At 38.6% G+C, this 15,166-nt stretch carries 15 protein-coding genes; all 15 read right to left on the bottom strand.

All coding sequences use genetic code 11. The features are described from left to right. Nucleotides 1-39 precede the first annotated feature (39 nt). Entirely contained in the window at nt 40-846 is an 807-nt protein-coding gene (locus Q5794_RS04950) for a carbohydrate ABC transporter permease (protein ID WP_013055640.1), read from the bottom strand. Between the two features lie 68 nt (nt 847-914). Then, complete coding sequence (locus tag Q5794_RS04945) at nt 915-1,769, bottom strand: carbohydrate ABC transporter permease (RefSeq protein WP_013055639.1); 855 nt, start codon at nt 1,767-1,769, stop codon at nt 915-917. Nucleotides 1,770-1,841: 72 nt separating this feature from the next. Further along, nucleotides 1,842-3,119, bottom strand: coding sequence for an ABC transporter substrate-binding protein (locus tag Q5794_RS04940; protein ID WP_214984980.1), 1,278 nt, complete (start codon nt 3,117-3,119; stop codon nt 1,842-1,844). A gap of 351 nt (nt 3,120-3,470) precedes the next feature. Then, entirely contained in the window at nt 3,471-4,082 is a 612-nt protein-coding gene (locus tag Q5794_RS04935) for a flavin reductase family protein (protein ID WP_214984977.1), read from the bottom strand. A gap of 418 nt (nt 4,083-4,500) precedes the next feature. After that, nucleotides 4,501-5,763, bottom strand: a complete 1,263-nt coding sequence (locus Q5794_RS04930; RefSeq protein ID WP_268575043.1) for a 3D domain-containing protein — start codon at nt 5,761-5,763, stop codon at nt 4,501-4,503. A gap of 439 nt (nt 5,764-6,202) precedes the next feature. Continuing rightward, complete coding sequence (gene rbsB / locus Q5794_RS04925; RefSeq protein WP_374988758.1) at nt 6,203-7,123, bottom strand: ribose ABC transporter substrate-binding protein RbsB; 921 nt, start codon at nt 7,121-7,123, stop codon at nt 6,203-6,205. Nucleotides 7,124-7,134: 11 nt separating this feature from the next. Beyond that, the gene (rbsC, locus tag Q5794_RS04920; RefSeq protein ID WP_025749709.1) at nt 7,135-8,094 is read right to left on the bottom strand and encodes a ribose ABC transporter permease RbsC; all 960 of its coding nucleotides are present in this window, start codon (nt 8,092-8,094) and stop codon (nt 7,135-7,137) included. A 1-nt stretch (nt 8,095) separates the two neighbouring features. Further along, nucleotides 8,096-9,577 carry a sugar ABC transporter ATP-binding protein gene (locus tag Q5794_RS04915; RefSeq protein ID WP_057239178.1) on the bottom strand — a complete coding sequence of 494 codons (1,482 nt, stop codon included), beginning with the start codon at nt 9,575-9,577 and terminating at the stop codon, nt 8,096-8,098. 14 nt (nt 9,578-9,591) lie between these two features. Next, nucleotides 9,592-9,981, bottom strand: a complete 390-nt coding sequence (rbsD, locus tag Q5794_RS04910; RefSeq protein ID WP_013055631.1) for a D-ribose pyranase — start codon at nt 9,979-9,981, stop codon at nt 9,592-9,594. Continuing rightward, nucleotides 9,982-10,860, bottom strand: coding sequence for a ribokinase (rbsK, locus tag Q5794_RS04905; protein WP_057241486.1), 879 nt, complete (start codon nt 10,858-10,860; stop codon nt 9,982-9,984). Then, on the bottom strand, nt 10,853-11,842 hold the full coding sequence (locus Q5794_RS04900) for a LacI family DNA-binding transcriptional regulator (RefSeq protein ID WP_214984963.1): 990 nt from the start codon (nt 11,840-11,842) through the stop codon (nt 10,853-10,855). The genes rbsK and Q5794_RS04900 overlap by 8 nt, the downstream gene beginning before the upstream one ends. Nucleotides 11,843-11,958: 116 nt before the next feature. Further along, nucleotides 11,959-12,384, bottom strand: coding sequence for a MarR family winged helix-turn-helix transcriptional regulator (locus tag Q5794_RS04895; RefSeq protein ID WP_215054967.1), 426 nt, complete (start codon nt 12,382-12,384; stop codon nt 11,959-11,961). Nucleotides 12,385-12,546: 162 nt separating this feature from the next. After that, nucleotides 12,547-12,957, bottom strand: coding sequence for a hypothetical protein (locus tag Q5794_RS04890; protein WP_057239187.1), 411 nt, complete (start codon nt 12,955-12,957; stop codon nt 12,547-12,549). Between the two features lie 8 nt (nt 12,958-12,965). After that, a complete protein-coding gene (locus tag Q5794_RS04885) occupies nt 12,966-13,496 on the bottom strand; it encodes an NAD(P)H-dependent oxidoreductase (protein WP_013055626.1) in 531 nt (176 codons plus the stop codon). Between the two features lie 18 nt (nt 13,497-13,514). After that, complete coding sequence (locus Q5794_RS04880; RefSeq protein WP_214984959.1) at nt 13,515-15,140, bottom strand: DHA2 family efflux MFS transporter permease subunit; 1,626 nt, start codon at nt 15,138-15,140, stop codon at nt 13,515-13,517. Nucleotides 15,141-15,166: the final 26 nt, after the last annotated feature.

The following is a 15,166-nucleotide window of genomic DNA, read 5'->3' as shown; positions in this document are numbered from 1 at the left end:
TGTTCATTGAGAAAGCTCCTATAGTAGGAGCTTCTGCTTTTATTTTACTGCACTTCCAAGCATTCCTGAAATAAAATGACGCTGAAGTGCCAGGAAGAAGACAATGATTGGAATGGTTGCAATCGTTACTCCCATCATTACTTGACCGTAATCAATAATCGACAAGCCAATTAAGCTTGAAAGAGCAACTGGCAATGTAGCCATTTCGTTAGATGTAGTTGCAACTAGAGGCCACATAAAGTTATTCCACTGTGTCATAAATAAGAAAATAGCTGCTGCAGCCATAGCAGGCTTCATAGAAGGAAGCACAATAGTTAAAAAGATTCTCATCTCTCCAGCTCCGTCCAAACGAGCTGCTTCAATAAGTTCCGTTGGAAAAGCTAAAAAGTTCTGACGTAATAAAAAGATAGCAAACGGAAAGCACAGCTGCGGAACAATAAGTGCAAAATACGTATCAAGCAAATTAAAATTCGACATCAGCTGAAAAAGCGGAATGAGCGTTGCTTGATATGGAATCATCATAGACAATAAAAGCGTAGTGAAAATTGCGTTTCGGCCTTTGAATTCAAATTTAGATAGCGCGTATGCAGCTGTGGAGCAGACCATTAAAGCTACAATCACATACACGACTGAAACAAATACTGAGTTAAAAAAGACGCGCCCTAAATCAATTGAAGCATTTAAATTTTGTAGATTTGTCATAAATTGATCGCCAGGCTTCAGCGTGGGAGGGTTTGTAAACATTTTTCCTGATTCATTCGTAGCGCCGATAATCATCCAGTAAAAAGGAAAAATAGAAATAATCGTGAACAACCCAAGCATGCTGTATAATCCTATTTTGCGCATGATGTTACTTTTCTTTTTAACCTTAGGCACGGTAGCTACTGCGGTTGCTTCTACTCTCTCTAATACACTCATGATTTATCACCCGTAAATTTAAATTGGAAGAACGTTAAAATACCAACTAATAATACAACAACGTACGCAATGGCTGAAGCATATCCAAAATCAAAGTATTTAAAGCCATTTTGATAAATATATAAGCCTAGCGTCATCGTGGAATCAGCAGGGCCGCCTTTTGTTAAGTTAAAAGGTTCGTCAAACAATTGAAGCGTGCCAATTGTCGATAAAATAGTAGCGAACAAGATAACGGGTTTTAATTGTGGAACCGTTACGTGGAAAAACTTTTGAATACGATTTGCTCCGTCTAAATCAGCTGCTTCGTAAACTTCATGAGATAAACTTTGAAGAGCTGCTAGAAAAATAACCATGTTATAACCTGTCCATCTCCAAGTCATCGCAACGATGATTGAGACTTTAGCCCAAAATGGATCTCCCAACCACTGAATGGCATCAATACCGAAAAATCCTAAAATAGTATTCATAATTCCTTCATCTTGAAGAATGATTGAAAACAAAATAGAGTAGGCAACTAGTGACGTTACCGCCGGCAAGAAAAACGAAACTCGGAAAAAACCTTTTAGTCTTAAAAGCTGACTGTTTAAAGCGTTAGCTAGTACAAGCGCTAATAAAATCATAACGGGTACTTGAACGATTAAAATAATACCCGTATTTCCAAGCGCTTTCCAGAAAATATCATCTCCGAGCAAACGTGTATAGTTTGATAACCCGGTAAATACATACTTTCCGCCTTCCATACTCTGAAAGCTTAGAACAAACGATGAAAAAATAGGGTAGATTGTAAACAGCGCGAACAGCAAAAGTGCTGGAGCAATAAATAAGTAAGGCAACGATTTATTTGTCTTCATGATGACCTCCTAGTACCGCAAGAAGAAGAGATAGAAGGCAATTTTCTAGAAATCACCTTCTATGCTTCTTGATTATTTTTGAATTCGGTTTTCTAAGCGTTTTTGAGCTGCTTCAAGCGAGCCTGTAACGCCCTTACCATTTGTTACTTCTGACACAGCTTTGACTGCTTCACTGTTTGCAACTGAGTAATTGCCCGTAAAATTAACCGGTTTAATATCTTTCATTTCATCTGCGAATGTTTTCCAAATCGTCTGATTGTTAAAGTACTCATCTTGTGCAGTGAATAATTTTGAAGAGTATACGGTATTTAATGATGGGAATAATCCGCCCTTCATCGCTTCTTCTTGAACTTTATCCGTTGTTGAGAAATACTCCATAAATTTGTACGCTTCATCTGCTTTTTGACTAGTTGCTGAAATCACATAGTTGCTTCCGCCTAAGTTAGAAGCACGGTTGCCTCCTTCTTCAAACGAAGGTAATAAAAACACTCCCCATTTTCCTTTTAAATCCGGAGCCTGCTGCGTAATAGAACCGGATAGCCAAGCACCAGATGGTGAACTTGCTACTTTACCTTCTGCTAAAGCACTGATTGAAGCATCCCAGCCCACTGTATTTTTAACAATGCCTGCTTCTTTTAACTTCTTATTTAACTCCATTGCTTTTTTCGCTTCTTTAGAAGTTAAATTCAACTTTCCTTTGTTATTAAAATAGAACGTACCTTGCTGCGTCAGCGCCATTCGGAATAAGCCATCGTCATTATTAAAATCTAAACCTAGTAAATCAACGCCAACTTTTTCTTTAATTTTCTTACCAGCTGCAATATAATCATCCCATGTTTTGATACTGTTTGGATCTACGCCTGCTTTTTCAAAGTAATCTGTGCGATAGAATACCCCTGTTGGACCTGCATCAAACGGGAAGCCGTACATATCTCCATCCTTTGATAAAAGAGTTTTCTTAAACTCTGGAAATTTATCTTCTTGCTTATCAAATCCTTTTTTAGATAGGTTTAAAAATGCTTTTGGAAATGCATCTAAATATCCTTGGAAACGATCGTCTTCTACTAATACAATATCAGGAAGGCCTTTTCCGCCAGCTTGCAATCCTGTTGTTAATTTTGAATAAACGTCTTCACGTCCCATATCCACTACCTTTAATTTAAACCCTGGATTCTCTTTTTGGTATTCTGCTGCTGCTTTCTTTAATACCGGTACGTTAATATTCCAAGCCCATGCAACAACTTCTTTTCCACCGCTACCGCTTGTTTCATTAGCGGACTTTCCTCCGCATCCTGCAAGTACTAGGGTTAAAATGAGTGCAAAACTGATTAAACTAAACCAACGTTTCAATGAATACCCCTCCTATAATCTCGTCTCCTAGTGTGGCAAGTTTTTTTGTAAACGCTCATGATTCTTTCTCGAGAGAATTATTGAAAAATAATTCCGTATATTGAAAGCGCATACAATTTACTTAATCTAAATTATATGAATGAATACCCTTTTCCTCAATGGTAAATATAAAAGGCAAAAACCTTACATTTTTGCCTTTTTCTAAATTGATTTTGTTATTATGGTTTCTATTAACTTTTTCGTTCATGAAAAAAAGCGAATGTACTGTCGTTGTTGAAACAGAACACAATCGCTTATTTAAAAAAATCCAATGTATACTATTTTTTTGCTACATAAGTAACACTTTCTTGCTTATTTGGGACGTTCTAAGGAAAATAATTGCCCCAATTTACTATAGTTAGAACCCGCAAGTCGGCTGACTGGCTTCACACGTTCTGCAGAAACGCGATCGTTTTCTATCACTTTTTCACTAATATGAAACATCACAACTTCACCGATAAACAAATCTGAGCTGTATGCCTCATCCGTTCCTAATGGAACAATTTGGTGAAGCTTACACTCCATCCGAATGCTGGCTTCTTGAATTCCAGGAACCTGCACTTTTTTGCTGGGTGCTAGTGTTAACCCTGTTTCTTCGACTTCACTGACGGAAGAAGGATAAGAAGATGCCGCTTGATTCACCTGTTCCACTAAGTTTTCGTCTACAAGATGAACTACAAATTCTGTAGATGCACTAATATTTTTAGCCGTATCTTTCGTCATTTGACCTTCACTTCTCGAAACCGAAACAGCAATCAGCGGAGGCTCTGCCGCAACTACATTAAAGAAACTAAACGGCGCGGCATTCACTACACCGTCATCGTTTTGACTTGTAACAAACGCAATCGGCCGGGGAATGACGACACCTGTTAACAAATGATAATTGTCTTTTGCACTTTGTACCGCTGGATCGACTATCTTCATTTTACCCACTCCTTTTCTTCCATTTACTTTATTGTATGGTAACGAAAAGAGTATAGATTAGCTAGCAACTTGCTCACCAAACATGCAAAAAAGTGATTGAGACATAACTACATCCACCTAATCCGAAGACAAACAAATGGAAGTAATGAGCTGGTATAGATCACTTGTGACACCACTGTTGATTTCCATGCAAGGCTTCGCTTTCCGCGGGCGACCGATGAGCATCCTCGTCGCGTACACTCCTTCGGGGTCTCATCACTTCCTCTTTTCCCTCAGGAGTCTTCACCTTCCCCTCCAATCAACAGCTAGAAGCAACTAACTAGATGAAACCTACGTTCACTACAACAATGAAAAAATCCGAACGATTCATCGTTCGGATTTTCCTGCAACTAAAATATTTTTGTTCCAGTCTATTTCTTTAATTTAACACCGTAATTTTCACTGTACGACGTCCAAATGCTTTTGCAGCTGACTCAGAAGGTACTAATACGTCAATTCGATATCCTTTAATCGCACCGCCCGTATCACCTGCTGTTGCCACTCCGTATCCTTCTACGTATACTTTTGAACCTAATGGAATAACGGATGGATCTACCGCAATAATTTTATGAGTGCCTGAACTCACATTTTGTCCAGTGGCTGTTACGCCGCTACACCCTGCACAATTAGCTGTATAAGCTGTTGCTTCTACATACATTTCTTTTCCAGAATGCTTTTGTGTGCTTTCTTCTTTTTTCGTTTCTTTTGCTTCTGAAGAAACGGCTGCTTTCTTCTCTGTAGCTGTTTTTACTTCTTGTTTTGGCTCTGTTTTTACTTCTTTTTTAGCTGTTGCTAGTTCAGCTTGACGCTTTGCTTCTGCATCAGCCTCAGCCTTTTCAGCTGCCTGCTGTTTTGCCACTTGCTCAGCTTGCTTTTGAGCTGCTTCTTTTTCTTTTGCAATCTTATCTTGAATGCCTGTTAATTCAGACTGAAGGTTTGCTTTTTCTGAAGAAGCTGCATCAATTTCATTTACGACCGTGCTGTACTTTTCTTGCATAGTTGTTAACGTTGCTGTTTGTTTGGCAACGTTTTTATCTAATTCAGCTTGTTTAGCCGCTAAGCTACCTTTTGCTGCTTCTAATACTTTTTCTTGCTTATCAATTTCTTTTTTATCTTTTTCAATTTGATCTAAATCATTTTGATGCTGCTTTAAAATATCATTATCTGCTGACAATAAAGTTGTGACAGCACCCATACGTGCAACAAAATCTCCAAAATTATCAGCATTCATTAATGTATCAATAACAACGCTTGTTTTATCGTCTTGCTGTAAAGCAACTAATCGATTTTCAATAATATCTTTACGACTTAACACTTTTTCCTGAAGCAAAACGATTTCTTTTTTCTTTTTCTCAATCATTTTGTTCGCTTCTGAAATCTGCTTTTCAGTCGATGCTAACTCTTTTTTATTGCTAGAGATTACTGTATGTAATGAATTTAATTGTGATTGAATGTTTTGAACATCTGAATTGATAGACTGTTTCTCTTTCTCTTTTTGTTGAACAGCCTTTTCTGTTTCTTTAATTTTATTTTCAGTACTCTGGAGCGCTTCTTCATTCGATTGGGCGTGAGTCTCTGTGATGCCGGTCATGAAGAAAATTCCTGTGACTGCTGCAAGAGTCATACGCTTAAAAATTTTCATAAAGTAATAGTCCCCTTTCCTCATAGACATAGTTATACCATAAAAAACTATCTGTTTATGTTACAATACAGTTAAAAGTTTCCCATAATCTGTATAACCAAGAATCTCTTTCTGGGAATTCATCACCAAAATCCCTTGATAGAGAGGTTTACTGTTTATTAAAAAAGATATATTTTTGTCATAAACAGGGCAAAATTGCTCTTTGAAAATAGAAATAAACGCTTATTATTACAGGTATATTACAAATTTTTCACAGAAAATTATGTGTTTTACCGTCTTTTTTCGGTGTTTTTTACTTTTTATTACATAAATTCCACCTACATAATTCCTACACTATTTATAAAGTTGTGACTTTTTCACTTCTTTTTTACACTTTATATACATAAAAAGACGCCCATAAATCAAATGAGCGTCTTTTTTCTACACACGTATAAAACCATTATTTGTCAGAGGTTACTAGTTTTAAAGGCACTGGAATTTGCTTATCTACCTTTTTGCCTTGAAGAACATTTTTAGCAGACCTTACGGCAAGTTTACCAATTAAAACAGGCTGCTGGGCTACAGTTGCTCCTAGCTTCCCTTCTTTTACCGCTTTAATTGCATCGTCGTTTCCATCAAACCCTACTACTAGCACATCTTTTCCTGAGCTGTTAATCGCTTGAATAGCTCCTAATGCCATTTCATCATTATGAGCAAATACGGCTTTGATACCAGGATTTCCTTGAAGAACATTCTCCATAACGTTTAAGCCTTTTGTACGGTCAAAATCAGCCGACTGTTTAGCCATAATATCTAGCTTTTGATCCGCAACGTTGTGGAACCCTTTTCCTCGTTCACGAGTTGCTGAAGCTCCCGGCACGCCTTCAAGTTCTGCTACTTGAGCTTTTTCCCCTACTTTTTTCACAATGTAATCAGCAGCCATTTGACCACCTTTTACATTATCTGAAGCTACCAGGGTTTCTACTTTTCCTTTTTCTGCTGAACGATCTAGCGTAATAACTGGAATACCTACATTATTAGCCGATTGTACAGCTGTTGAAATAGCAGCTGAATCCGTTGGGTTAATAAGCAGAATGTTAACACCTTGCTGCATTAAATCTTCTACATCGTTAATTTGTTTTGCTGAATCATTTTGAGCATCTACTACAACTACTTCCATGCCCAGTTTTTTTGCTTCTTTTTGTACCCCTTCTTTTAGCGAAACAAAGAACGGATTGTTTAATGTAGAAACGGATAAACCAATTTTAATATCTTTTAAATTTTTACTTTCAGATGGTTTCGCCCACTCAGGAGGCTGAAGTGAACAAGCCCCTAACAGTAATAATGAAAATGATAATAGAACGAGCCAAATTTTCTTCATGTTTTTCCCTCCTAAGCTGACTTTTTGCGATCAATTAATACCGCGATTAAAATAACAATTCCTTTTACGACCATTTGGTAAAATGACGAAACGCCGAGTAAGTTCAAACCGTTGTTTAACGTTCCGATAATCAGGGCACCAATTAACGTTCCAACAATGCGTCCACGTCCTCCAGAAAGGCTTGTTCCACCCAGTACTACTGCAGCGATAGCATCTAACTCGTAAGACGTACCTGCCGTTGGCTGAGCAGAGTTCAAACGAGAAGTCAAAATTGCTCCTGATAGCGCTGCCAATAATCCTGCTAGTGAGTAGATCATAACCTTAACTTTTGGTACTTTAATTCCTGAAATAAATGCTGCTTTTTCATTTCCTCCGATTGCATATGTCCTACGGCCAAACGGCGTTTTATGCAAAATCACCCATAGGACAGCAAACGCTAGTACCATCGTAATTGCCGGAACAGGAATACCTAGAAAATAGCCGCGGCCAAATAACTGGAAGTAATAGTTTTCGCCTAAGCCCGTAATCGGATTTCCATCTGTATAAACAAGCGTTAATCCTCTAAAAATTGTCATCGTCGCTAGCGTTGCAATAAACGGCGCCATTTTTCCTTTTGTAATAAGCAAGCCGTTAATCATACCCATTACAGCTCCTAACACACATCCTATTAAAATAGCTAAAATAGGATCTACACCTGACACAATCATACCTGCCATTAACGCACTTGATAAAGCAAGTATAGAGCCAACCGATAAATCAATTCCGCCTGTTAAAATGACAAATGTCATACCGAATGCAATTAAGGCATTAATGGCTACTTGACGCAGCAAGTTTAAAATATTTAAAGGTTCTAAAAAGCTTGGATTTAAAATCGATACAATGACAATAAGAATAAATAGACCTAGTAACGGACCTAGCTTTTGCATCACGTTATCAACGCGATTTTCTTTTATCGCTGTGTTTGCTTTCATTTTACTGACCTCCTGTTGCAAATGTCATAATTTTTTCTTGAGTTGCTTCTTCACTTGTCAGTTCGCCTGTTATTTTCCCTTCATGCACAACCAAAATGCGATCGCTCATGCCGAGTACTTCCGGAAGCTCTGAAGACACCATGATAATGGCCACGCCTCTGTCTGTCAGTTCATTCATAAGCTGATAAATTTCACGCTTTGCCCCGACGTCAACTCCTCGAGTTGGTTCATCCAAAATCAGCACTTTTGGTCCAATGCCAATCCACTTGGCAATAACTACTTTTTGCTGATTTCCTCCCGATAAGTTACTCGCACTCGTCTCAGACGACTCGGTTTTGATCGTTAAACGTTTAATAAGTAAATCTACGAATTGCTGCTCGCTTTTTTGTTCAATAAAGCCTTTTGGCGAAAAGCTGAATAGACTTGGAAGCGCAATATTTTCTCGAATAGAAAAATCCAGGACGAGCCCTTCTGTTTTACGATCTTCTGTAATGAACCCGAGACCTAATTTAATGGCTTGGTCGGGCTTTGTGATACTGACCCGTTTGCCATTTAATATAATTTCGCCTTTTTCTAACGGATCAAGCCCGAAGATAGCGCGCATAATTTCGGTTCGGCCAGCTCCCATTAGCCCCGCAACACCGACAATTTCTCCTGATCGCACTGAAAAATGAACGTTTTGAAATACACCTTTTCTCTCCAAGCCTTTTGCTTCAAATACAACGTCTCCCTTAGGAGATGTCCTAGCAGGAAATCGATCCGTTAGCTCTCTTCCTACCATTTTGCGAACAACATCATCGAAGCTGGTTTCTGGAATCGGCTTTTTGTCTACCGTCTGTCCGTCACGCATGACCGTAATGGAATCACAAATAGCGAAAATCTCTTCCATACGATGTGAAATATAGACAATCGATACACCTTGTTTTCGCAGCGCATTAATTACGTCAAATAACTTTTGAATTTCTCTTTCAGTAAGCGCTGCAGTTGGCTCATCCATGATAATGACTTTTGCATTCGTCATCAGCGCTTTGGCTATCTCAATCATTTGCTGCTGTCCGACAGAACAAAGTCCCGCTTCTTGATCAAGAGGAATGGTCACAGCTAATTTTTCAAACTGCTTCTTTGCTAACGCTTTCATTTCTTTTGTTTTTAAAAAACCTAAAGGCGTTTTTAATTCTTTGCCGATAAATAAATTTTCAAGCACCGTCATTTCAGGCCAAACGTTCAGCTCTTGATGAATAAAGGTAATTCCGTTTTGTTCTGCTTCTTTTGGATTTTGAAAATACGTCTCTTTACCATCAATCAGAATCTGCCCTTCATCTTTTTTATGAAGGCCGGTTAAAATATTCATCAGCGTAGATTTACCCGCTCCATTTTCCCCCATTAGTGCGTGAACTTCACCTTCATGTAATTCAAAATCCACGCCTCTTAGTACACGGTTTGCTCCAAAGGCTTTATGAATCCCTCTCATTGCAATATGCATGCTGTTCACCTCTTTTAAAAAATAACTCCCGCTTGTAAAATGCAGTTTGCATAAGGAGTTGCTTCTCCTGTACGAATCACAACTTTCGCTTTGCTTGTCAGCATTTTTAATTGTTCATGCGATACTTCTTCTACTAAGATGTTTTGTTTCTCCATCAACTCGTAAGCCTTTTGATTTCTTTCTTTCATTTCAGAAGCAATCACTATTTTTTCTGTAGCCATATCTTCTAACACAGCTACTACTACATCTTCAAAGCTAGGCACTCCTAGCTTTAAAGATAAATCAATTTTAGGCACGTCACTAGGAACAGGTAACCCTGCATCTGCAATGACAATAGTGTCTGTATGACCTAGATCTGTTAGTATTTTCGTAATATGACTGTTAATCATTCCGTGACGTTTCATTTACAGACTCTCCTCCACTTCTTTTCGAGTCGGCATACCGCCTTGCGCACCAAATTTAGTGACGGATAGCGAAGCTGCGCGATTAGCAAACTGAATTCCTTTTTCAAAACCCATTCCTTCGGCAAGTGCCACGGCAAGTGCTGCGTTAAATGTATCTCCTGCTCCTGTTGTATCAATCGTTTCTACTTGATAAGAAGGAACCAATACTTCTTTCTCGCCGTTAAAATAGCGTACACCTTGTTTTCCTTCTGTAATAAACAATTTATTTGGATATTGTTTTAATACTTCTTCTTTTTCTTTTCCTTCAAATAAAAGCTCTGCTTCATGTTCATTTGGAGTGATGTAAGAAACTTGTTCAATCACTTCTGCTTTTAATGGTCTTGCAGGCGCTGGATTTAACAAAAGCGGTACTTTAAGTTCCTGACAAAGCTGAGCAACATATTCAACCGTTTCTTCTGGAATCTCTTGCTGAATAAGTACGATATCCGCTTCTTTAATTTTTTCTTTTGCTTTTTCTACGTAGTCTGGAGTAATATAATCGTTTGCTCCTTTGACAACTACAATGCTGTTGTCTCCTTCAGCCAGTATAATGTGAGCTGTTCCACTATCTGAACCTGTAACCGGTTTCATATTTTCCACAGATACACCGTTTGATTTGAAATTCTCCAAAATTGCTTTTCCGTAATGATCTTCGCCCACACACCCAATCATACTCACATCAGCTCCAAGACGGGCTGCTGCAACAGCTTGGTTCGCTCCTTTTCCTCCCGGAACGGTTTTGAATGATTCTCCTAACACTGTTTCTCCAGCTCCAGGACGAATATTTGATGTTACTACTAAATCCATTGATGAACTTCCAATCACAGTTACTTTAGCCATGTTCCTCAACCTTTCGTGTCGTATTTCGTTCAATAAACGTAACGGGTAGTTGTACTTGCTTTTGAATTAAAGGTTCTTTCTTAATGCATTTCATTAACAGACATGCTGCTTGCTTGCCCATTTCATAAGCAGGCTGACGAATTGTAGACAGCGCTGGAAACGAAAAGCGGCTTTGCGGAATATCATCAAAACCAATTACTTGTAGATCATCAGGCACGCTTTTTTCTAATCGAAACGCCTCGTGTAAAACGGCTGTGGCTACAATGTCATTACTTGCAATAATCCCGTCCGTTTCCGGGTACTTTTGAAAGATTTCCTTTGCCCATTTCTGCGCATCGTCAAACGCTAGAGAATTTGTATTTAATACGTAAAAGTCTGCATCAGACTGACTCAAAACAGACAGAGAACCTTGAAAACGTTCCTGGGCAGGCTTTACATTTACTGGACCTTTGATAAGTGTAATTCTTTTACTTCCTCTTTTGATTATTTCTTCTGCAGCAAGTTTTCCACCTTCAAACCCATCAGCATAAACGGATGGATACTGATCAGAACTTCTATCTAAAAACACGACGGGAAATGTAAGACCTTCATATAGTTTCTGAGCTAGACTTGTTGTTGCCGTGATCATCCCTACTACATGGTTTTGCGTAAACGTTTGGAGATAGGTTAATTCTTTCTCTAACTGTTCATCACTATTGCCAAGAATTAAACGAAATCCATGGCTATGTACTTCATCTTCTATTCCTCGTGCAAGCTGAGGGAAAAAAGGGTTTGTAATGTCTGGAAGCAAGAGACCAATCAAACGCGATTCACGTGTATAAAGTGAACGGGCTACCTCGTTAGGGCTGTAGTTTAATTTTTTAATTGTATTCATTACTCGCACACGCGTGTCTTCTTTTACATATCCTGTACTGTTTAAAACGCGCGAAACGGTCGCAACGGATACGCCTGCTTCTTTTGCTACATCGCGAATTGTTACCACTTTATTTCCCTCCCTTCATATATGTAACCGTTTACACAAATGATAACATGGAAAAGTGAAGTTGACAATCTTTTTATGAAAAAAAATCACTTCATTAAGAAGTGATTTTTCTTTCATTAGATATTAGCGTCTAGTTTTTTAAATAATTTCAAAAATTGCTCTTGATCTTTCGGTTCATAGCAAGAAAAGAAATGAGCAATCATCTTTTGTACAATGTCATTTGCTTCTTCAATCACTTGTTCACCTTTAGCTGTTAACTCAATGTTTACCTTACGACGATCCTCTTTAGAGTGATGGCGTGAAACTAACTCTAAGTCTATTAAACGATTAATAACAGGAGTAATCGCACTAGGCTTGACGCGCATCTCTTCTGCCAGCTTGGTTACCCCAATGTGACTGCACTTACCGATAATTAATAAGATATGATATTGAAAAGGTGTAATCCCTTGTGAAAGTAACCTTTCTTTTATCTCTGTCATTACCTTTTTGTTAAGGGATATCGAAATTCTCTGGACCTCTTCAATAAATGTGAGCTGTTCCATGTTTTGACGTCCCCTTTCTTATAATCAGGGAGTCGATGTTAACATGTCAGCCCCCTGCTGCACTCCAAGCGAAACCTAACCTGGGGAGAGCGGCTGGTTTCGTGGAATGCTTATACCCTATTTTCTATCTACTTTATTCCGTACTATTATAATAGAAGAAACTCATTCACTATCGTTTTTCTTAAACGATCTTAAAGCTTTACGAAAAGCGTCATCATTCATAACGTCACGTTCTTCTTTTGTAAAAACCGTGTCGTCTTTTTCGCCTTCTCTAAACTTTTGCAGCACTTGACGATACATATCATCGTTCATGACATCTTTTTCTCTCTTATGTCTAGATGTTCTTGTTTCCGTCTTCGCCTGCGGCTCTTTTGGCTCTTCTTTTGGTGCTGCAGGTTTTTCTTCTGCTACTTTTTTCTCTTCTACTTTTGGCTCTTTAGGAGCATTTGAAGCAGCCGCTTCTTTTTTAGGTGGAACTGGACGCTGGCGCTTAGAAGATGATGCTTTGGCATTCATTGTAATAATTAGTATAACCAGAATCACAGCTACAACGATCAGTAAAATACCTAACATACCGTCACCTACTGTCCTTGTGTCATTCGTTTAGTCACTTGAACAACACGTTCTCCTAATGCTTTACCTAGCGCTTGGTCGTTCTCTGTTAATAATTCGTCACCTTCGATTGGACAAGTAATTCCAACACCGTAATAAGTACCGTAAAGCGCATTTTCTGGGATGTTACCTGGTAATCCAGCGATAATCATACCTTGATGAAGCATAGGTGTAATTAAATTTAAAAGCGTCGCTTCTAAGCCACCGTGCGTTGTAGCTGTTGTACAGAACACCGCACCTACTTTATTAATTAATTTACCTTCTGCCCACAGATAACCTAATTTATCGATCCACGTTTTTAACCCTGAACTAATTGTTCCAAAATGCCCTGGGCAGCCCCAAATAATAGCATCCATTTCAGGCAGTTCACGTACATCTGCATCTTCGACATGCTTTACATATACGGTTGCTTCTCCAGACAGCTCGGCGCCAGAAGCAATCGCTTTTGCTAATGCCTCTGTATGTCCGCCTTCACTATCATATACGATACAAATTTTCATCCTTTATCCCTCCGTTGCTTATGAGTTCATATCTTTTGGTGCCGGTAACATACGAATATCGTCTGTTGCTTCTTTTTCTGTTTCTTCTACTTCTACTACTGCATCTTTACGAACATCACGTAGGAAGAAACTTAAAATCAATCCAATAATGGCAATAATAACTGTCCAGTAAAATGCGTCGTTAATTCCTTGTACAGTTGCTTGCGCTTGAACTTTTCCAGCTAAAGTTGTTAAAGCTTGTTTTTGCGCCTCAGTTTGAGAAAGGTGAAGCGTTTGAGCAATCTTTTGAACAAATACCTGGAAGTTATTCATAAAGAATGGATCAGAAGTATTCATTGAACTGCTCATTTCATTTACATGATATGTTGTGCGATTTGTAAAGATTGTAGTCATTAAACTGATACCGATTGAACCACTAACCTGACGAAGCGTGTTCGCCATTGATGTACCGTGGCTGCTTAATTTTGCCGGCAGCTGATTTAAACCAGCTGTCATAATTGGCATCATTAATAATGACATACCGAATGCACGGATCATATAAATAATAACAATATGGCTAAACGGTGTTTCTAGCGTTAATTTTGTAAATTCAAATGTTGTCACAACCGTAATCAACATCCCGACAATTCCTAGTGGGCGCGGTCCTAATTTATCAAACAGCGTACCAGAAATTGGTGACATAACTAACATAACAAGTGCACCAGGCAAGATTAATAAACCTGAATCAAATGCTGAATAGCCACGAATATTTTGCAAGTAAATTGGCAATAAGAACATACCAGCATACATGCTAATTGTGATGGCAATACTAATGATATTAGATAATGAGAAAATACTGTATTTAAATACTCTCACATCAAGTAATGGACTTTTAAGTCGAAGCTGCTGCACGACAAAGATGATTAATAAGACAATACCGCCAATCATCGTTGACAATACAACTGAATCCGTCCAGCCATCGTTTCCAGCCTCACTGAATCCGTATAGAAGTAAAGCCATACCTGCAAGAGATGTAAACACAGAAATTAGATCTACTTTTACATTTTGAGGTGGTTTAATATCTTTTAATTTAAAAGCTGCAATAATAAGTACGATCGCACCTAGTGGCACCATTCCCGTAAATAAAATGTGCCAGTCATAGTTCTGAATAACCCATCCTGAAAGCGTCGGTCCAATTGCCGGAGCGAACATCATGGCTAAACCAAAGATACCCATTCCTTTTCCGCGCATATGAGGAGGGAAAATAAATACGATAATGGTCATAACTAGAGGTGCTAGCACTCCGCCTCCGACTGCTTGAACCAGACGTCCGATTAGCATAATCGAGAAAGTAGGCGCAATTCCGCAGACAAGTGCCCCTATTGTAAAGCAGGCCATTGCAAATAAGAATAAGCGGCGAACTCCAAAACGTTCAATTAAATAGGCTGATAATGGAATAAGTGCACCATTTACAAGCATATATCCTGTAAGCAACCACTGTGCCGTATTAGCCGTAACACCAAACTCTGTAATCAGATGCGGAATCGCAACATTTAGCAGCGTTTGGTTTAAAATTGCTAAGAACAATCCAAGCATAAGTACGACTAGCAGCGGAAGATGCTTTTTAACTGAGCTTTCCTCTGGTTGTATCGTGTTTGCTGACATCAGTTCCTTCCTCCTTTCTTCTCTTC

Source organism: Priestia megaterium (assembly GCF_041941685.1).
GTDB lineage: Bacteria > Bacillota > Bacilli > Bacillales > Bacillaceae_H > Priestia > Priestia megaterium_C.
The sequence above is the reverse complement of the archived record's forward strand: the minus strand, read 5'-3'. Positions and strand labels throughout refer to the sequence as shown.